The sequence below is a fragment of the Caballeronia sp. LZ035 genome (genome assembly GCF_031451175.1).
Lineage (GTDB): Bacteria > Pseudomonadota > Gammaproteobacteria > Burkholderiales > Burkholderiaceae > Caballeronia.
Genome location: NZ_JARUXS010000003.1, coordinates 488877 through 513318 on the forward strand (window position 1 = coordinate 488877; position 24442 = coordinate 513318).

Genomic DNA, 24442 nt, shown 5'->3' on the forward strand with positions numbered 1-24442 from the left:
GATTGGCGATCGCGAGCCAGTTCGCAATCGGGCGTCGAAAATGCAAGCTCCATGCCTTCGTTGAAGCGAGCGCGTAATAAAGCGCTCTTTCTTTCAATTTAATTTCAGTGAAGAGAGCCGGTGCTTCGCGGATGTGTCGAAGTGAAACACCGGGCGCAACAGTTCACTGCTCCATCGTTGAACACTGCGGCATCTTTCGGTAGATCGTGTTGCGCGACACGCCGAGCGTGCGGGCCGTCGCGGACACATTGCCGCGGTGCCGCCTGAGCGTCGCCGCGATCACGGATGCCGTGACCTCCTGCAATCCGCCCGCACCGAGCGGAAGCGAAGTGCATGCTTCGGACATGTCGGCCGGACCGCCGTGCGGCTCGTCGAAGAAGTCCTCCGGCAGGTGTTCGAGCCGGATGCAGCCGTCTTCGTCGACCATGGCGGCCGCGGTGCGCAACAGATTGCCGAGCTGCCGGCAGTTGCCCGGCCAGGCGTAACGCTCGAAGAGCGTCATGACTTCGCGATCGATGGACAAATGCGGGCCATGCGGATCTTCCGCGCTCAGCGCATCGAGCAGCGTGGCAATCACGGCGGCGAGGTCAGTGCGTTCGCGCAAGGGCGGCAGCTTCACGACGAGGCCGTTCAGTCGATAGTAAAGGTCCTCGCGGAAGCGGTTCTGCGCGATCATGTCGCGCAAGTTGCGATGGGTCGCGCAGATGATCGCGACATCGACAGGGATCGGCTTGCTCGATCCCAACGGGTCCACGACGCGTTCCTGCAGCACGCGCAGCAGCCGCACTTGCAGCGGGTAGGGCATGTCGCCGATCTCGTCGAGGAACAGCGTGCCGCCGTTCGCCTGCATCAGCTTGCCGGCCGCGCCTTTGCGCCGGGCGCCGGTGAAGGCGCCTTCCTCATAGCCGAAGAGTTCGGATTCGATCAGGTTCTCGGGAATCGATGCGCAGTTGACTGCGATGAACGGCCCGTGATGGCGAGGCGAATCGCCGTGAATGGCCTGTGCCAGCAATTCCTTGCCCGTGCCGGTTTCGCCGGTGATGAGAATCGGTATGCCTTTGCCGATGACCTTGCGCACCTTGGCAATCACCGCGGACATCTTCGCGTCGCCGGTATCGAGCGCGTTGAGGCTTGCCGGAGATTCACGCCGCGAAGGCAGGCGCGGGGCCGGTTTCGCCGATGCGAAGGCCGGTGGCGCCTCGGCGAGCGGCGCGCGATTCAGCCGCACGCGCGCACACACGACCGTGCCGTTGTTGAGGTCGAGCGTGAGATGCGGCGCACGGCTCGCGTGCGAACGGTCGATCAGCTGTGCGCTGGTCAAGCCGAATAGCGATGAGAGCGTGTGTGCCCGCAAGGCCGCGAGCGACAAGCCGAACTGGAATTGCGCGCTGCGGTTCGCGGAGAGGAAGCGGCCGTCGCCGGTGAAAGCCATGATGCCTTCCATCAGCGTGCCGAGGAACTCGTGGCGGCCGTGGAAGGAGATCTGCAGCATGCCCTGGAATGTGCTGGAAAACAGATGGTTCTCGATCATCTGCACCGACATGCGGGCAAGCGCCATCGTGTGGCGATGATAGCTGCGATGGTCGCCGGTAACGTCGAGTACGCCGATCAGGTCGCCATAGGGATCGAGAATCGGCACACTGGAACACGTCAGGAAACGGTTGGCGACGAGATAGTGCTGATCGCCGTGAACGACCGTTGGCGTTCGATCGGCGATGGCCGTGCCGATGGCGTTCGTGCCCTGCCGCTCTTCGGCCCAGTTCGCGCCCGCCCGAAGCGCGACCTTCTCGGCGCGGGCCAGGAAGTCGTCGTCGCCGGTGGAGTGGAGGATGAGCCCTTGGGCGTCGGTCAGCACGATCATGCTCTGCGTGTTGACGATCTGCTCTCGCAGGGTTTCCATGACCGGCGTCGCATGCGCGCACAGCACGCGGTTCTGTTCCAGCTTGAGCAGCAACTCGCCTTCCGTGAGGACGTCGTAGTCGGGACGCGTCGAAGCGTTGAGGCCGAAAATCTCCGACCGTTCGTGCGCCTTGCGGATCGACGGGATCAGCCAGCCGCTCTCCCGCTCACCCTGGGAAGCCGCACTCTCGCAGATGGGGTTCTGCATTGTCTCCTCCTTGTACACATGCCGGTCGAAGCGCCGGATGAAGCGCGGATACGAGCAAGGTCCGCGCCATACTCAAAGGAGCGAAGAGAGTCAGCAAAACGAAAGGAAGACTGGCGCCTGCCTTTGGTCTTTTGCATTCAAGATGCCGGATGGCGTTTTGTGTTCTGCATGCGATATCACAGACCGGCTTTGCCCGCGGTCAATATGAGGCGCAGCCCGAGCGCCGCGATGACGCCTGCCGCCACGCGGTCGATCCACTTCTTCGCCCGCAGATAGAGCTCGCGCGGCCGCTTGCTGGAGAAGCCCAGGGCGACGATGGTGTACCAGCCGGTCTCGATGGCGAAGACCATCGGCGGGAGGACGAAGTAGCACCACAGCGGCGGGTGCTGCGGCAGCAGCGCCGCGAAAATGCTGCCGTACCAGATGGCGGTCTTCGGGTTGCTCAGTTGCGTCGAGAGCCCGAGCCAGAACGATCTTCTGGCGCTCTGTTTGCGCGGCGTGGCTTCGGACGGAATCGGCACTTGCATTGGGCGGGCGGCGCCGCGCCAGATGTTCCAGGCGATGTAGACGAGATACAGGCCGCCGGCCGCCTTCAGCGCCACATACAGCCATTCGACGGCGACCAGCAGCGTGTACAGCCCGGCGAGCGCGATGCCGCCGAAGAAGATGCCGCCGACACCCATGCCGAGCGCCGTCGCCAGTCCGTCGGCGCGCGAAACGCCGATCGAGTTGCGCGCCACGACCACGAAGCTAGGACCGGGAATCATCGCGCCCAGCAGCAGCGAGAACAGAATCGCGAGTACGGCGTTCGAAGCTGACATCGTATCGACTCCTTGTATGAGGCATGCAAAACGCATGATGCAAAGCGCACGAATGCATGCGGCATGCATGCTACGCGCGGGCCGCATGCGCACCTCGGGCATGAAGCGTCGCGTACGGCGTCCCGGCTATTTGACGAGCCGCAGCCGCCGCGTCACGATCGACCCGTCCTTGCGGTCGACGAGCCATGCCGCCGCGACGCTGCCGTTCAGGGTCGAGGTTCTGCGCGTGACATCGGTGGGTTCTTCCTCGGAGGGGGCGCTGTGCTCGACGTCGTCCGTCAGGTAAGGCGGCTCCAGCGCGCATACCAGGACGATCGCGAAATCGCCCTCGCTGTGTTCATGCGCGAAGCTCGGCAGCAGCGCCCGGCCCGTCACCGTGGTGCGGGCGCCGCCGTCCGGTTGCAACTGAATGACGTCGAAGGTCTGCACGAAGCCCTTCGCTTTGGCTTCGGCCGCGACGACGAGCTTGCGGCCGCTTTGCCCCTTCACCGTCTGCTTCAACAAAATGGCATTCGGATTCCCGGGCGCCGCGAGCGAGACATTGACCGTCAGCACTTTCTTCTTCGATTGATAGCGCACGCCGTATGACACCGGAATGACGAACACGAACGTGCGGTCTGCCTGCGTGGCACTCGCGCCCTGCGGCTGACTGGCGCCGTGCGCGCCCGACGCGCCGCGCTCCCATTTGCGGAACGGTTGGGCCAGGAACGTCCGCACCCGGCTCGTGATCGACGGCGCCTGTCCGGGCGCGGAGCGGCCGGCGAGCGCGTCACGTACGTGCTCGGGATCGTCGCCGGCGAAACCGGGCGGCAACGATTCCACCGCAAGAATGTTTTCGCCCGTGACGCCGCTCGCGGCGCCGATCGTCCGTTCCGCATGGGTGCCGTGCGTTTCCGCGGCACGCGCGGAGGCACCGCAGCACAACAAGGCCCAGGCGGCGCAGAGGGCAACGCTTCGTTGTTTCGACAAAAGCACGTACTTCTCCTGGCGCAGGACGCCGAATCCACGATATAGGCCGTATCTTAAATGGAAGCCTCTGCTTCGGCAGCCTGGCTCGCCACGTACGCAGGCACTGGTTACGCGACCGACGTGCCGGCATTTTGCACGCGGAATGATGCATTCAAAATGCCATTCCCCGGGCCGTCCCGGAGGCACTGGACCACGGCGCTATACTGAGGATCCATTCACCGCACACTGGTCCGCGATCCCAAGCAGCGGCGCACGTTCGAAAATTGGCTGAACACGACCTCGAAAAATTAAAGATCGACCGGGGACCCTCCGCCGCCGCTGTGCCGCGGCGCCGGCGCCACTGGCTCCGCTGGGCAATCGCCGCGCTCATTGTGCTCGCGTTGATCGCCGTCGCATTCAGGCTCACCGGGCCGCAGGCGGTGGAGACGGCGACTGTCACGTCCGCCTATCCATCGCAAAGCTATACGATGCTGAATGCAACCGGCTATGTCGTGCCGCAGCGCAAGGCCGCGGTGGCGTCGAAGGGGCAGGGCCGCGTCGAATGGCTCGGTGTCCTCGAAGGCTCCGTGGTCAAGCAAGGCGAGGTGATCGCCCGTCTCGAAAGTGACGACGTCGCGGCGTCGCTCGCACAGGCTCAGGCGCAAGTGAAGGTCGCACAGGCCAACTTGCAACTCCAGCGCGCCGAACTCAAGAACGCCGAAGTCGATCTCAAGCGCTATCGCATTCTCGTGCCGCAAGGCGCCATTCCCGCGACGCAGTACGATGCCGCGCTCGCCCGTTTCGACAAGGCGCAGGCGTCCATCAACAGCGACGAAGCCGCCATCGTTTCCGCGCGCGCGAATGCGCAGGCGGCGCAAGTGGCCGTCGATCAGACCGTGATCCGCGCGCCGTTCGACGGCGTCGTGCTCGAAAAGCACGCCAACGTGGGCGACAACATCACGCCGTTCTCATCGGCGTCCGACAGCAAGGGCGCGGTCGTCACCATCGCCGACATGAAGACGCTCGAAGTCGAGGCCGATGTCGCCGAGTCGAACATCGCCCGCATTGCCGTCGACCAGCCGTGCGAGATCCAGCTCGATGCACTGCCGGACGTGCGCTTCGCGGGCCGCGTGTCGCGCATGGTGCCCACCGTCGACCGCTCCAAGGCCACCGTGCTCGTCAAGGTGCGCTTCGTCGATCGCGACCCGCGCGTGCTGCCGGACATGTCCGCGAAGGTCGCGTTCCTGTCGAAGCCGGTGCCGCCCGATGAGAAGCAGGCGGTTATCGCGGTGCAGCCTTCGGCGGTCGTGACGCGCGGCGGCAAGCAAGTGGTGTACGTCATCAGCCAGGACACCGCGCACGAAGTGCCGGTAACACCCGGCGCACGCATCGGCGACCTGCTCGCCGTACAGGGCGTCAAGCTTGGCGACGTGGTCGTGCTGTCGCCGGGCGAGACGCTCAAGGACGGCGCCCGGGTCACCGTGGCGAAGAAATAGCGTGAGCACGCCGCCGCTCGTCCAGATCAGCCATGTCGCGAAGTCGTATCGGCGCGGCGTGCAGACCGTGCCGGTGCTGACCGACATCACGCTGTCGATCGCGGAAGGCAACTTCGTCGCGCTGATGGGGCCGTCCGGGTCCGGCAAGAGCACGCTGCTGAACCTGATCGCGGGCATCGACCGGCCCGACAGCGGCGAGCTGCTCGTCGGCGGACTCGACATCACGCGCCTGCCCGAAGCCGCGCTCGCGGACTGGCGCGCGGCGAACGTCGGCTTCATCTTCCAGTTCTACAACCTGATGCCGGTGCTGTCCGCCTTCGAGAACGTCGAGCTGCCGCTGATGCTGACGCGCCTCACGCGTCACGAACGGCGCGAGCGCGTCGCGATGGTGCTCGACATGGTCAACATGGCCGACCGCATGAGCCACTATCCGTCCGAGCTGTCGGGCGGGCAGCAGCAACGCGTGGCGATTGCGCGGGCGCTGATCACGGACCCGAAGCTGATCGTCGCCGACGAACCCACCGGCGACCTCGACCGCAACTCGGCCAGCGATGTCCTCGCGATGCTGCAACGCCTGAACAGCCGGCTCGGCAAGACCATCATCATGGTCACGCACGACGCGCACGCCGCCGGCGCGGCGAAGGCGCTCGTGCATCTGGAAAAGGGAGAGCTGACCGATGGCGCCCGGCCCTGAATCGTCATGTATCTCGCCAAGCTGATCCTGCGCAACGCGCTGCGCCACCGCTTGCGCACCGCGCTGACCGTGCTCGGGCTGACCATCGCGGTGCTCGCGTACGGCCTGCTGCATACGGTCGTGGACGCGTGGTATGCGGGCGCATCGGCGGCCTCGAATGCGCGGCTCGTCACGCGCAATGCCATCTCCCTCGTGTTCCCGTTGCCGCTCGCCTACGAGAACCGCATACGCGGCGTGGAAGGCGTCACGCTGGTCGCGCGCTCGAACTGGTTCGGCGGCGTCTATCGCGATCCGAAGAACTTCTTCGCGCAGTTCGCCGTGTCGGACAACTATCTCGATCTCTATCCGGAGTTCATCGTCAGCGATGAGGCACGCGCCGCGTTCCAGCGCGATCGCAAGGGCGTGCTGATCGGCAGCAGCTCGCCGATCAGTTCGGCTTCAAGGTCGGCGACGTGATTCCGCTCAAGGGCACGATCTATCCGGGCACGTGGGACTTTGTCGTGCGCGGCATCATGGAAGGACGCGACGAATCCACCATCACGCGTCAACTGCTGATGCACTGGGACTATCTCAACGAGACCATCCGCAAGACGACGAAACGCAATGTCGATCAGGTCGGCGTGTATGTGGTCGGCGTGAAGGATCCGGATCAGGCCGCGGCCGTCTCGCGCAATATCGACAGCGTCTTCAAGAACTCGCTCGCCGAGACGCTCACCGAAACCGAACAGGCTTTCCAGCTGGGCTTCGTCGCGATGTCGAACCAGATCATCGCGGCCATCCGCGTGGTGTCATACGTGGTGATCCTCATCATCATGGCCGTGATGGCCAATGCCATGGCAATGAGCGCGCGCGAGCGCATCACCGAGTACGCGACGCTGAAGGCGCTCGGCTTCGGTGCGGGCTTTCTTTCGGTGCTGGTGTTCGGCGAATCGATTGCGATCTGCGCGATCGGCGGCGGCATCGGCATTCTCGCGACGCCACCGCTCGCGGAAGTCTTCAAGCACGCGACCGGCGGCGTGTTCCCGGTCTTCCGCGTCTCGCACGAGACCATGTTGTTGCAGGCCGCGTGCGCGTTCGTGGTCGCGCTGGCTGCGGCGATCGTGCCGGCGGTGCAAGCCAGCCGGGTGCGCATCGTCGAAGGCCTGCGGGCCATCGGCTGAGGGCGCGCGATGGCCATTCCCATCTCCTATGTCGCGCGCAATCTGTGGGCGCGCCGCCTTACGACGGCGCTTACCGCAGGCGGTCTCGCGCTCGTCGTATTCGTGTTTTCAACGGTGCTGATGCTCGATGCCGGCCTCAAGAAAACCCTCGTCTCGACAGGCGAGGCGGACAACGTCGTCGTGATCCGCAAGGGCGCGGAGACCGAGATACAGAGTGCGATCGACCGCGGGCAGGCGAACGTGATGGAGATGCACCCGTCGGTTGCGATGAACGGTGATGGCCAGCCGCTTGCATCGAAGGAAACGGTGGTGCTGATCTCGCTCACCAAGCTCGGCAGCAGCACGCCCGCCAATGTCGTGATTCGCGGCGTCTCGCCGATGGGCCTGCAACTGCGGCCGCAAGTAAAACTCACGGCGGGCCGCATGTTCCGCAACGGTTCGTCGGAGATCATCGTGGGCAGCAGCATCGCGAAGGGCTTCGGCGGCACGCGCATCGGCGATCATCTGCGTTTCGCGCAACGCGACTGGACCGTGGTCGGCCATTTCGATGCAGGCGGCAGCGGCTTCGATTCGGAAATCTGGGGCGACGTCGATCAACTGATGCAGTCCTTCCGCCGCACGAGCTTTTCGTCGATGGTCATGCGGCTCGCGCGCAGCGACGCGTTCGAGCGCTTCAAGGCGGATATCGATGTCGATCCGCGCCTCGCCCACGAAGCCAAGCGCGAAAGGGTGTTCTACGGCGACCAGTCTAAAGCGCTCTCGACCTTCATCAATATCCTGGGCTTCACGCTGTCCATCATCTTCTCGATCGCGGCGATGATCGGCGCCATGATCACGATGTACGCGTCGGTGGCGAATCGCGTCGCTGAGATTGGCACGTTGCGCGCGCTTGGCTTCAGGCGTCTCGACGTGCTCGGTGCGTTCATGCTGGAGGCCTTGCTGCTGGGTCTGACGGGCGGCATCGCAGGACTGTGCTGCGCGGCGCTGATGCAGTTCGCCTCGTTCTCCACGACCAACTTCCAGACCTTCGCGGACCTGTCGTTCCGCTTCATCCTGACGCCTTCGGTCATCGTGCGGACGCTTCTGTTTTCGCTCGCGATGGGCTTCGTCGGCGGCTTTCTTCCCGCGCTGCGCGCCTCGCGCATGAATATCGTCGATGCCTTGCGCACGCGTTGACCGCGCCTTCTCGATCATTCGATTTTTCTGCATCGTCGCTTCCAAATTTTGCCATGTTCGGGGCCGAAAGGGCGGCGTAGAGTGGCCTCATCGGGCGATGCCCGCATCGCTCTACGTATTCACCGCGAAGGAGATTTCATCATGCCGCTCGTTCAGATTTCGCTTCTGAAAGGTAAGCCGCGCAAGCACATTCGCGCCATCGCCGACGGTGTTCACGAGGCGCTCGTTGAAACGTTCAAAGTGCCTGCCGATGACCGCTTCCAGTTGATCCAGCAATTCGAGCGCGACGATTTCATTTACGACGACGGTTATCTCGGCGTGGACCGAAGCGACGATGTCGTGTTCATCCACATCACCGCGAGCGACTGGCGCGACACGGCGACCAAGCAGGCGTTCTACCGGGCACTGGTCGCGAAGCTCGTTGCGTCTCCTGGCCTCAGGCCCGAGGATGTGATGATCGTGCTCGGGCCGAATCGCCGCGACGACTGGTCGTTTGGACGCGGCATTGCGCAGTACGTCGAAAACGCCGCATGAACCTCAGGCACTTCATGTGAGTGTGGGCGCCGGGAATACGCCTTGCTACTTTCCGGCACCCACAAGCTGTTCGCCTTCGATGTGACGAAGCGCAACCGCGCCCCGGCACGAACATGAAGGCGTGCGAGAAAAGCACTCACACGGAGCGCCATCATGACCGACAAGCCGTCCAAGCCCGTCCCCAGCGAACCCGATGCAGTACGCCGCCGCCTGCTCGCGGCGCTCGCGAGTTCGGCCATGCTGTCCGCCTGCGGTGGCGGCGGCAGCGACGACAACTCCGGCACGGTCACGCCGACGAGTCCCATCGGCACGATTCCGGCAGATCGCGCGAATCTTCCGCGTCCCGCCTTGCCGTCGCCTGCAACCTCGGGCATCGATCACATCGTGCTGGTCACGATGGAAAACCGTTCTTTCGATCACATGATGGGCTGGGTTCCCGGCGTCGAAGGCACGCAGGCGGGCAGGCAGTTCACCGACGCCTTTGGCACGGTGCAAACGAGCTTCTCGCTTGCGGCCAATGCGGCGTTCGGCTTCCAGGGCTGTCAGTACGCGGACCCCGATCATCAATACGACGCGGGCCGCACGCATCTCGCGAATGGCGCGATGAACGGCTTCCTGCTGACGCCCGACACGAACAAGACGCGCGGCGACCTGTTGCCCATTGGGTATTTCACCGGCGCCGATCTCGACTTCTATCGCCAGGCCGTTGCGCAATACACGGTCTGCGACTACTACATGAGCGGGATTCTCGCGGATACGTTCCCGAACCGCGTCTACCTGCACAGCGGCGAGACAGACCGGCTCAGCGATACGCTCGATACGTCATCGCTCTCGACCATCTGGGACCGCCTCGACGCGAAGAACGTCTCGTCGAAGTACTACTTCCACGACGTGCCCTTCACCGCGCTCTACGGCACGCGCTATGTGGGACGTTCGAAGCTGTTCTCCGACTTCCTCTCGGATGCGGCGGGCGGCAACCTGCCGTCGTTCTGCATGGTCGATCCAAGCTTCGCCGGCGAGGCGAACGGTACCTCGAACGACGATCATCCTCACGCCGACGTCCGCAACGGCCAGGCCTTGCTCGGCCAGATCTACGAAGCATTGCGTGCAAGCCCCAACTGGAGCTCGACGCTGATGATCGTCGTGTATGACGAGTGGGGCGGCTTCCTCGAGCACGTGGCGCCGCCGGTCAAGTCGCTCTCGGCAGCAGAGCAGAAGCTCGGCAACGATGGCCGGCTCGGCTTTCGCGTGCCTTGCATGCTGCTGGGTCCGCGTGTGCGCGCGGGCAGCGTGTCGCGCTATCCGTTCGATCCGAGTTCGATCCATCAGCTGCTCGCATGGCGCTTCGGGCTCGATCCACTGGGCGTGCGCGCAAGCGATCCGACCACCTTCAACATGGCCTACGCGCTTGACCTGAGTGATGCGCCGCGCACCGACGCCCCAGCGTTCGTCGTTCCTGCGGGCCCGTTCGGCCTCGAATGCTCGAATACGCCGTCGAGCGGAACGGGACTCGACACGGTGGACAAGCGCGCGGGCGAGGGCGCGTCGCAAACGCCCACGCCCGGCGGCCGCTTCGCCGATCTGCGTACGAAGGCTACGACATTGGGCTTCCCTTCGAGGTGATGCAACAGCCAGTCTGAACCACGGGTTCGACGCGAGGCGCATATGCGTGCATCATGTGCGTTCGCGTCGCGAGCGCCGTCTTGCAGGGTCCGCGGCCTGATGAAGCATGAGGCAGCTGTTCCGATCATCGACACAAGGACTCCATGACCATGACTCGTCTGTTGCAGAAGCTCACCTGGTTCATCGCGCTCGCCTGCCTCTCCACCTCGCTCGCACTGTCCTGCACACGCGTGCTCTTTACGGGCGACAAGGGGCTCGTGGTCACGGGACGCTCGATGGACTGGTCCGAGGACATGCGCTCGAACCTGTGGGTCATGCCAGCGGGCATCGAACGCGACGGCAACGCGGGGCCGCGCTCCATCAAGTGGAAGTCCAAGTACGGCAGCGTGGTGGTATCGGGCTACGAGATCGGCAGCGTGGACGGCATGAACGAGCGCGGGCTCGTCGCCAATGCGCTGTACCTGGCCGAGACCGATTTCGGCAAGCCCGACCCGAAGCGCGACCCGATGTCGATCAGCCTGTGGGCGCAATACGCGCTCGACAACTTCGCGACCGTGGCGCAGGCGGTCTATGTGCTGAGCCGCGAGCCGTTCCAGATCATCGCGCCGCCCTTGCCCAACGGCAAGCCGCTGACCATCCATCTGTCGCTTTCGGATGCGCGCGGCGACTCGGCCATCCTCGAATACATCAACGGCAAGCTCGTGATCCATCAGGGCAAGAAGTACAAGGTAATGACCAATTCGCCCATCTACGACGAGCAGCTTGCCATCGATACCTACTGGAAGAGCGTCGGCGGTCTCGGCTTCCTGCCGGGCACGAATCGCGCGGCGGACCGCTATGTGCGCGCCTCCTTCCTGCTCGACGCCATTCCGAAGCAGGCCGACCCGAACTACCTCGCGGGCGTGCCGCAGCAGTCGTATGCGTATCAGGCGGTGGCGAGCGTGATGAGCGTGGTGCGCTCGGTCAGCGTGCCGCTCGGCATCAGCACGCCGGAGCAGCCGAACCTGTCATCGACCATCTGGCGCACGGTGGCGGATCAGCAGAACCTCGTCTATTACTTCGATTCGGCCACGCGCCCCGACACTTTCTGGGTGTCGCTCAAGAAGCTCAACCTGAGCCCCGGCGCGCCGGTGATGAAGCTGACCATCGACGGCGGGCAGGTGTTCTCCGGCGAAACGGCGGGCAGTTTCGTGGCGACGCCGGCCTTTGCCTTCATGCCGGCGAAGGCGCCCTGACAGGCGCGCGAGGGCTGCGTGACGGGCAAAACGGGACGAGCCGGCCGCGCGGGCAGGTAAAATACCGTCCTTTTGCCTCTGGTGATCTCGTGCAAGGCCTTAAGCGCACGGCATTCAGCGGCCCGGCGCTCGTGCGCCTGCTGGCGCAATGTGCCGATCTCGATGTCCACGAACCCGCGCAATCGCTGTCGGACCGCCTGAGCCAATGGCTCGGCTGGACCGACGCGATCGCGCTGTCCACCGCGCTCGGAGCCGATCCGCAGCCTGTCGCCAGTCCGCGATCCGCTTCCGGCGACGATGCCTCAGCGGCCGCACAGACCCGCGCGCGGCTCGTGAGCGCCATCACGCGCGATGAACGCGACGAGCCGGGCCTGCATGGCCGGCGGCGTACGGCGGTGCAGACGCCGCCCGACGCGATGCAGATCGACTTCGCGATCTTCCGCCAGCACACCCTGTCGTTGCAGCAGACGATGGAGTCCGACATCGGCGAGTTGCGCAGCCGTCTGCGTGCGTCCGTGGCGGCGCGTGCGGGCGGCATGACGCGTCTCGCGGTCGTCGATGCCGTCATGGAGCAGACCTTCGCGGCGCGCGAACGCACGCTGCTGGCGCAGGTGCCCGTGATCCTCGGCCGCCACTTCGAGCGGCTCAAGCGTGGCCAGGTGCAGGCCGAAGCCGATACGGGCACTGCCTCCGGCGCGTGGCTCGCGACGTTCCGCACGGACATGCGCCACGTTCTGCTCGCCGAACTCGAAGTTCGTTTTCAACCGGTCGAAGGCCTGCTTGCGGCGCTTCGCACTCAGTCTCAGTAACTGGCACGCTATGCCCCGAAATTTCGTCAAAGTCGCAGTCTTTCTGGTGGGCCTTGCCGCGGTGTGCGGCATCGGCATCGGCTATATCGTGTCGAATCCGCTCGCGTTCGCCGTGACCGTGCTGATCGGCGCCTGCTATGTCGTCGGCGCGCTGGAGTTGCGCCGCTTCCAGCAGGCCACCGAGGCCTTCGTGCAGGCGCTGGACGCGCTGCTCAACGCGCCGAAGAGTCTGGCCGTCTGGATCGATACCGTGCCGCCAGGCCTGCGCAATGCCGTGCGCGCGCGCGTGGAGGGCGAACGCGCCGGGCTGCCCGGGCCCGCGCTCACGCCGTATCTCGTCGGCCTGCTGGTGCTGCTGGGCATGCTCGGCACGCTGCTCGGCATGGTGGTCACGCTGCATGGCACCGGCGCCGCACTGGAGAGCGCAACGGACCTGTCCGCGATCCGCGCCTCGCTCGCCGCGCCGGTCACGGGTCTGGGCTTTGCGTTCGGTACGTCCATTGCCGGCGTTGCGACATCGGCAATGCTGGGTCTGTTGTCGGCGCTGTGTAGGCGCGAACGATTGCACGCGGCGCACGCGCTCGACACGAAGATCGCCACGACGCTGCGCGCGTTCACGCAGACGCATCAGCGCGAGGCAGCATTCAAGCTGATGCAGAAGCAGGCCGACCTGATGCCCGCGCTCGCCGACCATCTGCACGCGATGATGCAGTCCATCGAGCAGCACAGCCTCGCCGCGCACGAGCGGCAGATCGCAAGTCAGGGCGAGTTTCACGCGAAGACGGAAACGGCGTACCGCAGGCTGGCGACATCGGTGGAACTGTCGTTGAAGCAAAGCGTTGCCGACAGCGCCCGCGCTGCCAGCGCCGCGCTCCAGCCGGTCATGCAGGCGACGATGGACGGCATCGCGCGTGAAACGACCGCACTGCATGGCACGGTCGAACAGGCGGTGACGCGTCAGCTCGACAGCCTGAACACCGGCTTCGAGGCATCGGCGACGAAGGTCGCGGATATCTGGAATCAATCGCTCGATGCGCAGCGTCATGCCAACGAAGCGCTCACGGAGAAGTTCGAAGCGCGCTCGACCGTACTGATGGACGGCATCGCCGTGCAGATGAGCGGCGTCAGGGAAGGGCTGGACAGTCTCGTTATCAAGCAGCGTGAAGCCAGCGATGCACAGACCGACCGCATGGCCGCTTCGCTCCACCGTTTCGCCGACACCTTCGAGCAGCGCTCGACGCTTCTGGTCGCGGATGTATCGACGGAAATGGCCGGCGTGAAGCAGGGCCTCGATACGCATGTCGGGCACATGTCCGCTTCGATGGAGCGCTTTGCCACGGCGTTCGAACAACGCTCGTCGAGTCTCGTCGACGGCATCGCGGCACGCATGGAACACGCCACGTCCGGCATGTCCGACGCGTGGCAGGCGGCGCTCGCGCAGCAGACGAGCAGCGGCGTACAACTCGCCGCGCAGCACGAACAGGCGCTTGCCAATGCCGCCATGACCTTCGAAGGGCACGCGGCCTCGTTGCTGGAATCGATGAATCAGGCGCATGCGGCATTGCGTACCGAGATCGGCACGCATCACGATGCGCGTCTCGGTGCATGGACCGACGCGCTCGGTGCGCTCGCCACGACCTTGCGCGAGGAATGGCAGAGCACCAGCGCGTTCGCCGCCGGCCGTCAGCAGGACATCTGCGACACGCTCGCGCGCACCGCGAACGAGATCTCGGAGCAGAGCAAGCTGCACGCGAACGAAACCATCGCGCAGATCGGGCAACTCGTGCAAGCCGCTTCCGAGGCGCCGAAGGCCGCAGCCGAAGTCATTGCCGAATTGCGCCAGAAGCTCTCCGATTCGATGGTCCGCGACACCGCGATGCTCGACGAACGCGCACGTCTGCTGGCCACGCTCGAAACGCTGCTCGATGCGGTGAATCATGCATCGACCGAACAGCGCGCGGCAGTCGATGCGCTCGTGACCGGCTCGGCCGATCTGCTCGAACGCGTGGGCGCACAGTTCACCGGCAAGGTGGATGCGGAGGCGGCGAAGCTGAGCGATGCGGCCGCGCATGTGACGAGCGGCGTCGTCGAAGTGGCGAGTCTTGCCGATGCGTTCGGCGCGGCAGTGCAGGCCTTCGGTGAATCGAACGAGACGCTGGTCGCGCAGCTGCAACGCATCGAGGGGGCGCTGGACAAATCGCTCACGCGCAGCGACGAGCAACTCGCGTATTACGTTGCGCAGGCACGCGAGGTCATCGATCTCTCGATGATGTCGCAGAAGCAGATCGTCGAGAACCTGCAACATCTGGCGGGCGAGCGCGGCGCACACGGAGCGAAGGCCGCATGAACGAGGAGATCGACGGCGGCGTCGAGACCGCAGCGCCCGTATGGGCAGCATTCGCCGATCTGATGTCGGTGCTGCTGGGCGCGTTCGTGCTGATACTCGTCGCCGTGCTCGGCGTGCAGTTGCAACTGTCGACGCGGCTCGAACAGGCCATCAAGCAGCAGCAGAAAGAGACCGAGCGTCGCAAGACGCTCGAACAGGCGCTCGCGGGGCCGCTCGCTTCGGGACGCGTGACGCTGGTGAACGGCAAGATCGGCATCAGCGGCAACGTGCTGTTCGCTTTGAACTCGGATCAGCTGCAGCCGCAGGGACGCGACGTGCTGAAGAGCCTGGCGGGTCCGTTGACCGCCTATCTCGGTTCGCACGAACAGATCCTGATGGTGAGCGGTTTCGCCGACGACCAGCAGGTCCACGAAGGCAACCGGCGTTTCGCGGACAACTGGGAGTTGTCGGCGAAGCGCGCGCTGACCGTGATGCGCGCGCTGATCGATGCGGGCGTGCCGTCTTCGTCGGTGTTCGCGGCGGCCTTCGGCTCGCAGCAGCCGGTGAGTTCGAATGCCGACGACGCGGGCCGCGCGAAGAACCGGCGCGTGGAAATCTCGGCGGTGCCGCGTCCGGTCAATGCAGCGGTGCCCGCGCATGACTGACAGCGTGACGCGTGCGCGCGAGATGCTCGACGCATGGCGCGAGCGCGGCGATGTACGCGTGGACGGCATGTCGGGTCGCATCATCGAGGCGTTGACGCAGCGCGCTGCGTGTCATGAAGGCGATGCAAGGCGTGTGCTCGATGAACGTCTCGCCGCGCTGCTCGATGCGCAAGAGGCTGCGGACGAACCCGCCGCCGTCACGCACGACACGGCAAACACGCCGTTCGCCGCATTGCTCGACGAGTTGAATCAGCGCTCGCAAGGCCGTCCTGCGCCCGCCGAGTATCTCGACGCATTGCGCGCCGTGTGGACGTCGGTGAGCGCGGAGAAACGCCTGCGTGAATCGCTTGCACAGGTGCCGAAGAATGCGGGGCCGCTCAATTCGAGCAGCCTCGTGCATCGCTCATTGGCGCTGATGGGTGACGTGTCGCCGGATTATTTGCAGCACTTTCTCGGCTATGTCGATGCGCTCTCGTGGATGGACGCACTGACGCTTGTGGGCGCTCCGGTGAAGGATGCGCCGCGCGCCGCCTCACAAAAGAAGACCGCACGCGGCAAGGCGCGCTGAAGCTGCCGGCGGCTTTATGCGAGCCAGCCCTTGATCGAACGTGCCATGGCGTTAGTCGAGATGCCATAGCGTTCGTGCAGCGTCGGCAATGCGCCTGCGTCGAGGAAAGCATCGGGCAAGCCGATCTGCCGATACGCGCACGACACGCCCTCGGTCAGCAGCGTAGTGGCCACCGCTTCGCCCAGGCCGCCGATCACCGTATGATTCTCCGCCACCACCACGAGCCGGCCGGAACGACGCGCCTCGCGGATGATCGTTGCCGTGTCTAGCGGCTTGATGGTCGGCACGTGCAGCACCGCGACATCCACGCTGTCTTTCTGCAGCGCCTGCGCCGTTTCGAGCGCGCGCATCGTCATGATGCCCGACGAGATGATGAGCACGTCACGGCCATCGCGCAGCAGCTTCGCGCGGCCCAGTTCGAAGCTGTAGTCGTATTCGTCGAGCACGGCCGGCACGTTGCCGCGCAACAGGCGCGCATACACCGGCCCCTTGTGCGCGGCAATGGCCGGGACCATCTGTTCGATGTCGAGCGCATCGCACGGATCGATCACGGTCATGTTGGGCATCGCGCGCATCAACGCCAGATCCTCGGCAGCCTGATGGCTCGGGCCATAACCCGTCGTGAGACCAGGCAGCGCGCAGACGATCTTTACATCGAGATTGTCTTCCGCAATGGTTTGATGGATGAAGTCATAGGCGCGCCGCGTGCCGAACACGGCATAGGTCGTCACGAACGGCTGCGCGCCCTCGTGCGCGAAGCCCGCGGCCGCGCCCATCAGCAGCTGCTCGGCCATGCCCATCTGGTAATAGCGCTCCGGAAACGCCTTGGCGAAGATATGCAGGTCCGTGTACTTGCCGAGATCGGCCGTCATGCCGATGACGTTGGCCTTCGCGCGTGCGAGCTCGCACAGCGCATGACCGAAGGGCGCGGAACGCGTGACCTGTCCTTCACTTGCAATCGAGGCGATCATCGCGGATGTCTTCAAACGGGTGCTCATGCTTGTCTCCCTGCATCGAGTGCTTCCAGTGCCAGCTTCCATTCGTGCGCATCGACGCGGATGAAATGGTTCTTCTCGCGCTGTTCGAGGAAGGGCACGCCGCAGCCCATCTTCGTATCGCACACGATGATGCGCGGCTTCGCTTCCTTCAGGTTGCGCGCGTTGTCGAAGGCCTGCTTGACGGCGTCGATGTCGTTGCCGTTCACGCGCTGCACATACCAGCCGAAGGCGTCGAGTTTCTCGGCCAGCGGCTCGAAGGACATGATCTGCGTCGAGGGACCATCCGCTTGCTGGTTGTTGACGTCCACCATCGCGATCAGGTTGTCGAGCTTCCAGTGCGCCGCGGACATCAAGCCTTCCCAGATCGCGCCTTCATCGAGTTCGCCGTCCGAGAACAGCGTGTAGACGAAGGACGTCGAGCCCTTGCGCTTCAGGCCAAGACAACGGCCCACCGCAATCGTCAGCCCCTGGCCGAGCGATCCGCCCGACATCTCCATGCCGGGCGTGTAACTCGCCATGCCGGACATCGGCAGGCGGCTGTCGTCGCTGCCATAGGTTTCGAGTTCCTCGGGCGGCAGGATGCCCGCTTCGAACAGCGCGGCATACAGCGCGATGGCATAGTGACCGTTCGAGAGCAGGAAGCGGTCGCGGCCTTCCCACTCGGGATCGTCGGCACGGTATTGCATCGCGCCGAAATACGCGACCGCCAGCACGTCGGCGATATCCAGCGCCTGGCCGATGTAGCCCTGGCCCTGCACCTCGCCCATCAGAAGCGCGTTGCGGCGAATGCGCCAGGCACGTTCGGCGAGGGTCGTCTCCTCGATGACGGGACTGCTCATGGTTGTGTCTCCTTTGAAGAATGCGTTCAGCGATTGACGGTCCGGGCCGGCACGAAGAACACCAGCACCGCGCCCACCACGACGGCCGCCGAGATAAAGATCAGGCCGGCCGTCGACTTGCCTGTGAAGTCATTGAGCCAGCCGACGATGGCAGGCGAGAAGAAGCCGGCGAGATTGGCGAAGCAGTTCACCGCCGCGATGCCCGCCGCCGCCGACATGCCGCCCAGCACGGCAGTAGGCAACGACCAGAACTGCGACGACGACGCGAGAATGCCGGCCGCCGCGACGCTCACGCAGACGATCGAGGCGCCCACGCTGCCGAGCATCGGCAAGGTGGCGAAGCCGGCGGCGGAGATGAGCATCGGGATCGCCAGATGCAGGCGGCGTTCGCGGTGGCGGTCCGCACTCGCACCGATCAACGGCAGCGCGATGATGGCGCAGAGATACGGAATGGCGGTGAGGATGCCGACCCACAGCGGGTCCGCGACGCCGGTCCTGCGCACGATGGTGGGCAGCCAGAAGGTGAGCCCGTACTGACCGAGCACGACGCAGAAGTAGATGGACGCCATGAGCCACAGCCGGCGGTCCGCGATGAATGCTCGGATCGACACGTGCTTCACGGTCTGCGCGTTGTCCTTGTCGACATTGCGCTTGAGCAAGGCCTTCTCGTCGTCCGTGAGCCACTTCGCGCCGGCGATGCCGTCATCGAGATAGAACAGGATCGCGACGCCGAGGCACAGAGAGGGCAGCGCTTCGAGCATGAAGAGCCACTTCCATCCGGCCAGCCCGTGCGCGCCCTGGAATGCATGCATGATGTAACCGGAGAGTGGACCGCCGACCATGCCCGCAAGCGGAATCGCCATGAAGAACAACGAGAGCGCCTTGGCGCGGCGCGCGGCCGGGAACCAGTACGTGAGATAGAGAATCACGCCGGGTGCGAAGCCCGCTTCGGCCACGCCGAGCAGGAAGCGCAGCGCGTAGAACTGAGTGGGCGTCTGAACGAACACGAAGCTTGCCGAGATCACGGCCCAGGTGAGCATGATGCGCGCGAGCCACTTGCGCGCGCCCACCCTGTGCAGAATCAGGTTACTGGGCACTTCGAAGAGGAAGTAGCCGAGGAAGAAGATGCCCGCGCCGATGCCGTAGATGGTCTCCGAGAAGCGCAGGTCGTTCAGCATCTGCAGCTTCGCAAAGCCGACGTTGACGCGGTCGAGATACGCGCCGAGATAGCACAGCATCAGGAACGGGATGAGGCGGCGTCCCACCTTCGCATAGGTCTTCGTTTCGAAGCTGGCGGCATCGTCGGCGGAGGTGAAGTCAGCCGCGGCCGCCTGTGTGGCGAGTCTGGATTTCATGAATGTCTCCTGCCATGAAGCGCCCCGGTTGTTCCGGGTGCGCCGGTGGTGCGTCTGTAGTCGCGATCGATCAGTGAATCAGCATGCCGCCGTTCACGTCGAGCGTGACGCCGGTGAGATACGACGAGAGATCGCTCGCGAGAAAGAGGCAGGCGTTTGCGATGTCGGCGGCGTCGCCGAGACGGCCGAGCGGAATGCCCTTGATGATGTCGGTGCGCATCTCGGGCGTGAGCTTGTCGCCAGTGATGTCGGTCTGGATGAGGCCGGGCGTGATCGAGTTCACACGGATGCGGTCGGACCCGAACTCGCGCGCCATGGCTTTCGCGAGGCCCAGCACGCCGGCTTTGGCTGCGCTGTAATGCGGTCCGCCGAAGATGCCGCCGCCGCGTTGCGCCGATACCGACGACATGCACACGATGCTGCCGCGCTGCTGCTTCTTCATCTGTGGAATGACGGCCTGCGACATGTACAGCGTGCCGCGCAGGTTCACGCCGATGACGGCGTCGAAGTTGTCCGCGCCGATTTCGAGCGTCTTGATCGGCTGCGTGATGCCCGCATTGTTGATGAGCGCGTCGATGCGGCCGTAGCGTTCCGTTGCCGCTGTTGCAGCGGCGACGCAGGCGGCCTTGTCAGTGACGTCGCAGGCGAGGCCGAGATGGCCTTCGCCGAGGTCGGCGGCGGCGGACTGCGCATCGGCTTCCTTCAGATCGAGCACGACGATGCGTGCGCCCTGCGCGGCCAGTGCTCGCGCCGTGGCCTTGCCGATACCGCGCGGGGATGCCGCGCCCGTGACGATCACTACCTGGTTCTCGAGCAACATCGCTGTCTCCGTTGATGGTCTGGTGTAGGCGCAGTGTCTTCGCCTTCCGCCTGACGATCAACGCAGTTTGGTTCAACTATCGCTGAGAAATTTTCAGGTATCGGCGTGCAGCGCCATCTGTTGATCCATCCACGCGAGGAACTTGGCGACGCGCGGCAGGCCCGCGTTCTGGCTCGGGTAAACCAGATGATGCGCGCCGACTTCGATCGCATATTCACGGCCGAACACCGGCGCCAGCGTGCCGCGTGCGAGATGGCGCGAGGCCAGCATCGTGCTCTCCAGGGCGATGCCGTGACCCAGCGCCGCCGCTTCGAGCGACATGTACGAGCGGTCGAACGAGAAGTCGAACGCCTTGCGCCTGACCGCCACGCCGAACTTGCCGAACCACTGCTGCCATTGCACCAGCGGCGACTCGGAGAGGATCAGGCGGCGTTCCAGCAGATCATCGGGCGAGGCGACGGGGAAGCGTTCGAGGTACTCGGGCGAGGCCAGCGGCGCGACGGTCTCGTGCCGCAGGGTCCGGATCTCGACATCGGTCCAATGCGCATAGCCGTGCCGCACGGCGACGTCGTAGTAACCCGAGGTGAACGACACGTCCTCGTACGAGCACGCGAGGTTCATCTGGATGTCGCCGTTCGCCTCCTGGAAGGCGGCGAGACGCGGCAGCAGCCACATCAGACCGAAGCTCGGGCTCGAATGTATGCGCAGGATCTCGACGGAGGTTTCGCTCGATGCGCGTTCGGTGGCGCGGTTCAGCTCGGCGAGCGCGCCCGTCACGTCCGACAGATACTGCGTGCCGGTCGGCGTCAGCACGAGTCCGCGTCCGAGGCGCGTGAACAACGGCCGCCCGACGATGCTCTCCAGGTTCGCCAGTTGATGACTCACGGCGGAGGGCGTGAGGCCGAGTTCGTCGGCGGCGCGGTTGACGCTCTTCGTCCGCGCAACGCTTTCGAAGGCGATGATGGCTTTCAGCGGAGGCAGGCGCATGAGCTTACTGCTTCGGCTCGCGCGGCACGCGTCCCATCAGGAAGAACTCGTCGTTGGGCCGCATCGAGATCACGTTCGCCATGCGGTTCGACAGGCCGAAGAACGCGGTGATCGCCGCGATGTCCCAGATGTCTTCATCGTTGAACCCGTGTGCGCGCAGCGTGACGAAGTCGCTGTCGTCCACGCTGCCCGACGCGCGGCAGACCTTCAGCGCGAAATCGAGCATGGCGTGCTGGCGCGGCGTGATATCCGCCTTGCGATGATTCACCGCGACCTGATCCGCCACGAGCACGTTCTTCTCGTAGATGCGCAGGATCGCGCCATGCGCGACGACGCAGTACAGGCACTCGTTCACGGCGCTGGTCGCGACGACGATCATCTCGCGCTCGCCCTTGCTCAGGCCGCCTTCCTTGAGCATCAGCGCGTCGTGATAGGCGAAGAATGCACGGAACTCGGCGGGACGGTGTGCCAGCGTGAGAAAGACGTTCGGCACGAAGCCGGCCTTTTCCTGAACGTCGAGAATGCGGGTGCGGATATCGTCGGGCCAGTCTTGCGGTTGGGGAACGGGATAGCGGCTGATGGGCGGGGTCGTCATGGCGTCGTCGTGAATGAAGGCGTTGATCGAACGCTCATTCTAGATCGGCGGCGCGCCTCGTGTGGCAGTCAGCGAACCCAGCAGCTTGAGCAGGCTCTCCACGTTCACGGGCTTGACGAAGTGATAGTCGAAGCCCGCCGACTGCGCGCGCAGCCGGTCTTCGGCCTGACCGTAGCCGGTGATCGCGATCAGCAGCGGCATGGTCTCGCCCTTTCGGCGCAGCCGGCGCGCGAGTTCATAACCATCGATATCGGGCAAGCCGATGTCGAGCAGCGCGACGTCCGGTTCCAGCAGCGGCGCCGCTTCGAGCGCTTCCGACGACGAATACGCAACCTGCGCGACATGGCCTTCGGACTCGCACAGCATGGCGAGCGAATCGGCGGCGTCGCGGTTGTCATCCACCACGAGGATGCGCAAGGTCGTGCGCGCGGCGCGTGCGCCCTGATCAGCGAGGGCCAGTGCCGAGTGCCGTTCATGATGATGCAGGCGCGGCAGACGGATCGTCACCGTCGTGCCGAGTCCCGGCCCCGGACTCTGCACGCTGATGGTGCCCTTGTGCATCTCGACCAGCTTCTTCACCAGCGAGAGCCCGATGCCGAGCCCGCCGTTCGAACGGTCGAGCGTGCGCTCGCCCTGCGAAAACAGCTCGAAGACCTTCGGCAAGAGATCCGCCGAAATGCCGGTGCCCGTGTCGGCGATGACGATCGCCACTGACTCGTCGTCGGCCCGCACGCTCACCGTGATGCGGCCGTTTTCGGGCGTGTACTTGCTGGCATTGTTCAGCACATTGACGAGAATCTGCGAGAGACGCGTGACATCGCCACACACCCAGGTGGTCGCATCGGAGACATCGACGTGAATGGATTGCGCGCGGGCCTCGACCATGCCCGCGATCGCCTCGACCGAGTGATACACCGCCGTGCCGACGAGAATCGGTTCGAGCTGCAGCGCAATGCGTCCCTGCGTGATGCGGGACACTTCGAGCAGATCGTCGACGATGCGCGTCATGTGCTCGACCTGTCTGCGCATCAGGTCGATCAGGTCGCGCAGATGCGGCTCGCTGTCCTTGTCCTTCTGCAGCAGCGCGATGGCAGTGCGCAATGGCGCGAGCGGATTGCGCAGCTCGTGGGCGAGCATGGCGAGGAACTCGTCCTTGCGCCGGCCCGACTCGCGCAGCATCAATTCCATGTGCTTGCGCTCGGTGATGTCGATCACGCTGCCGATGATGCGCAACGGCTTGCCGTCCTTGCTGCGCTGGAGCAGCGCGCTGCCTTGCATCCATTGTTCGCCATGCAGGTTTCGCACGCGGAATTCAAAATGCCCGCCGGGGTTCTCGCCGGCGGCGAGGCTGCGCATATACCGGTCGAGCGACGCGCTGTCCTCGGGATGCACGCGCGCCAGCGCCGCGTCGTAGGTGAGCGTCTCGTGGATCTGACGCTCGCCGCCGGTTTCGAGGAAGAGCGTCCACGTGGCGAGTTCGAGCGAGGCGATGTGGATGTTTGCGGCCTGCATCGCCACTGTGAGGCGCAGGCTGCGCGCTTCGATGGCGGCCTGTGCCTCGTAGCGCGGCGTGACGTCGGTGGTCGTGCCGAACCATTCCTGCAGCTTGCCTTGATCGTCGTGAAGCGGCGCGGCGTGTGCCTGCACCATGCGATACACGCCGTCGCGCCGGTACATGCGGAAGGTGAACGTGCGCGCGGCGCCTTGCTCCAGCGCGTCGAGCCAGTCGCGCTGGGTGTGTTCGCGGTCCTCGGGATGAATGAATTCGAGCCAGCCCCAGCCGGACAACGTTTCAGGCGACACGCCGGTGAAGCGCTCCCATTCGCCCCCTGACGGACGGATCTCGCCGTTCGCGTCGGCGGACCAGACGAGCGCCCCGGTCGACTCCACCAGCGCCCGATAGCGCCGCTCAGAGAGACTCAGGCGGTCTTCGTCGGCGCGCTGCGTGCTGATGTCGAAGCTCACGCCATACACGCGCGTCAGCACGCCTTCGCGGTCGAACTCGGGATGGCCGCGCATGCGCAGCCAGCGGCGTGTGCCGGGATCGGGTTCCAGCACGAAGTCGAATTCGAACGGACCGCCGTCACGCAAAGCCTCGGTGAGATTGCGCTGGAAGGGCTCGCGATATTCCGGGGCAACCCGGTCCCATACTTCCGAGAGCAACACGGCCTCGGTGCCGGGCGGGAACGAATAGAGCGCCGCGAGCTGCGCGGTCATGCGCACCACGCGCGTCTTCATGTCCCATTCCCACGCGCCCATGCGCGCGCCGGCAAAGGCCGCCTGCAGGCGGCGCTCGCTGGCTTCGTACATGGCCCACGCATGGCGGCACTCGTGAATGTCGATGGCCACGCCCACGGTCTCGCCAATCAGCCCTGCCTCGTCGCGCCGCGCTTGCAGATGCAGCGTATGCCAGCGGAATGCGCCGTCCGCGCGGAGCAGGCGCACATCGACGTTGCGCAGCAGCGTGCCGTCGCGCATGAGCCGCAGCGCATCGAGCACCGGAGGGATGTCGTCGGGATGGATGAAGGCGTTCCAGTGACGGCCCGTCAGCTCCGCCAGCGCTACACCGAGATAACGGCACGCCCAGGGGTTGGCGTATTGGATCGTGCCGTCGCGGGCTGCGCGCCAGACGAACGACGGCAAGAAATGAGCAGGATCGTGCATGGGCGTCCTTGCTTCTGCTGAC

20 protein-coding genes and 1 pseudogene are annotated in these 24442 nt (G+C 65.0%); 11 read left to right on the plus strand and 10 right to left on the minus strand.

The genetic code is table 11. From position 1 onward, the window contains the following. Positions 1-163 precede the first annotated feature (163 nt). The 3 genes from QCE88_RS25140 to QCE88_RS25150 all read right to left on the minus strand — a co-directional run bounded on the left by QCE88_RS25140 (position 164) and on the right by QCE88_RS25150 (position 3903). Complete coding sequence (locus tag QCE88_RS25140; protein ID WP_309907407.1) at positions 164-2107, minus strand: sigma-54-dependent Fis family transcriptional regulator; 1944 nt, start codon at positions 2105-2107, stop codon at positions 164-166. 176 nt (positions 2108-2283) lie between these two features. Next, a complete protein-coding gene (locus tag QCE88_RS25145; protein ID WP_309907409.1) occupies positions 2284-2928 on the minus strand; it encodes a LysE family transporter in 645 nt (214 codons plus the stop codon). A 126-nt stretch (positions 2929-3054) separates the two neighbouring features. Continuing rightward, positions 3055-3903, minus strand: a complete 849-nt coding sequence (locus QCE88_RS25150; protein ID WP_309907411.1) for a hypothetical protein — start codon at positions 3901-3903, stop codon at positions 3055-3057. A 257-nt stretch (positions 3904-4160) separates the two neighbouring features. Between QCE88_RS25150 and QCE88_RS25155 the strand changes: the two genes are divergently transcribed. The 11 genes and pseudogenes from QCE88_RS25155 (at position 4161) to QCE88_RS25205 (ending at position 16162) form a co-directional block, all read left to right on the plus strand. Further along, positions 4161-5372: an efflux RND transporter periplasmic adaptor subunit gene (locus tag QCE88_RS25155; protein WP_309907413.1), complete on the plus strand. Its 1212-nt coding sequence runs from the start codon at positions 4161-4163 to the stop codon at positions 5370-5372. 1 nt (position 5373) lies between these two features. After that, positions 5374-6066: an ABC transporter ATP-binding protein gene (locus QCE88_RS25160; RefSeq protein ID WP_309815897.1), complete on the plus strand. Its 693-nt coding sequence runs from the start codon at positions 5374-5376 to the stop codon at positions 6064-6066. Between the two features lie 6 nt (positions 6067-6072). After that, positions 6073-7226: pseudogene (locus QCE88_RS25165) on the plus strand (ABC transporter permease). A gap of 9 nt (positions 7227-7235) precedes the next feature. Next, positions 7236-8402, plus strand: coding sequence for an ABC transporter permease (locus QCE88_RS25170; RefSeq protein ID WP_309907416.1), 1167 nt, complete (start codon positions 7236-7238; stop codon positions 8400-8402). 141 nt (positions 8403-8543) lie between these two features. Next, positions 8544-8936 carry a tautomerase family protein gene (locus QCE88_RS25175; RefSeq protein ID WP_309907418.1) on the plus strand — a complete coding sequence of 131 codons (393 nt, stop codon included), beginning with the start codon at positions 8544-8546 and terminating at the stop codon, positions 8934-8936. A 153-nt stretch (positions 8937-9089) separates the two neighbouring features. Next, a complete protein-coding gene (locus tag QCE88_RS25180) occupies positions 9090-10559 on the plus strand; it encodes an alkaline phosphatase family protein (protein ID WP_309907420.1) in 1470 nt (489 codons plus the stop codon). Positions 10560-10708: 149 nt separating this feature from the next. Then, positions 10709-11794 (plus strand): linear amide C-N hydrolase, encoded by a 1086-nt coding sequence (locus QCE88_RS25185; RefSeq protein ID WP_309908763.1) that lies wholly within the window; start codon positions 10709-10711, stop codon positions 11792-11794. An 89-nt stretch (positions 11795-11883) separates the two neighbouring features. Continuing rightward, on the plus strand, positions 11884-12603 hold the full coding sequence (locus QCE88_RS25190) for a DUF3348 domain-containing protein (protein WP_309907422.1): 720 nt from the start codon (positions 11884-11886) through the stop codon (positions 12601-12603). Between the two features lie 10 nt (positions 12604-12613). Next, positions 12614-14950: a DUF802 domain-containing protein gene (locus tag QCE88_RS25195; RefSeq protein WP_309907424.1), complete on the plus strand. Its 2337-nt coding sequence runs from the start codon at positions 12614-12616 to the stop codon at positions 14948-14950. Continuing rightward, positions 14947-15594, plus strand: a complete 648-nt coding sequence (locus tag QCE88_RS25200) for an OmpA family protein (RefSeq protein WP_309836112.1) — start codon at positions 14947-14949, stop codon at positions 15592-15594. Before QCE88_RS25195 ends, QCE88_RS25200 begins: the two co-directional genes overlap by 4 nt. Then, the gene (locus tag QCE88_RS25205) at positions 15587-16162 is read left to right on the plus strand and encodes a DUF2894 domain-containing protein (RefSeq protein ID WP_309907426.1); all 576 of its coding nucleotides are present in this window, start codon (positions 15587-15589) and stop codon (positions 16160-16162) included. The genes QCE88_RS25200 and QCE88_RS25205 overlap by 8 nt, the downstream gene beginning before the upstream one ends. Positions 16163-16176: 14 nt before the next feature. Here QCE88_RS25205 and QCE88_RS25210 read toward each other — a convergent pair whose 3' ends face one another. From QCE88_RS25210 to QCE88_RS25240, 7 genes are all read right to left on the minus strand, one after another. After that, positions 16177-17160, minus strand: coding sequence for a transketolase family protein (locus QCE88_RS25210; RefSeq protein WP_309907428.1), 984 nt, complete (start codon positions 17158-17160; stop codon positions 16177-16179). Further along, on the minus strand, positions 17157-17999 hold the full coding sequence (locus QCE88_RS25215; protein WP_309907431.1) for a transketolase: 843 nt from the start codon (positions 17997-17999) through the stop codon (positions 17157-17159). Before QCE88_RS25215 ends, QCE88_RS25210 begins: the two co-directional genes overlap by 4 nt. Positions 18000-18025: 26 nt before the next feature. Beyond that, positions 18026-19354 (minus strand): MFS transporter, encoded by a 1329-nt coding sequence (locus tag QCE88_RS25220; protein ID WP_309907433.1) that lies wholly within the window; start codon positions 19352-19354, stop codon positions 18026-18028. A 70-nt stretch (positions 19355-19424) separates the two neighbouring features. Beyond that, a complete protein-coding gene (locus tag QCE88_RS25225; protein ID WP_309907435.1) occupies positions 19425-20174 on the minus strand; it encodes an SDR family NAD(P)-dependent oxidoreductase in 750 nt (249 codons plus the stop codon). A gap of 93 nt (positions 20175-20267) precedes the next feature. Beyond that, complete coding sequence (locus QCE88_RS25230; protein ID WP_309907437.1) at positions 20268-21161, minus strand: LysR substrate-binding domain-containing protein; 894 nt, start codon at positions 21159-21161, stop codon at positions 20268-20270. Between the two features lie 4 nt (positions 21162-21165). Then, entirely contained in the window at positions 21166-21756 is a 591-nt protein-coding gene (locus tag QCE88_RS25235; protein WP_309907440.1) for a peroxidase-related enzyme, read from the minus strand. A gap of 39 nt (positions 21757-21795) precedes the next feature. Then, on the minus strand, positions 21796-24420 hold the full coding sequence (locus tag QCE88_RS25240) for a PAS domain-containing protein (protein ID WP_309907441.1): 2625 nt from the start codon (positions 24418-24420) through the stop codon (positions 21796-21798). Between the last annotated feature and the right edge of the window lie 22 nt (positions 24421-24442).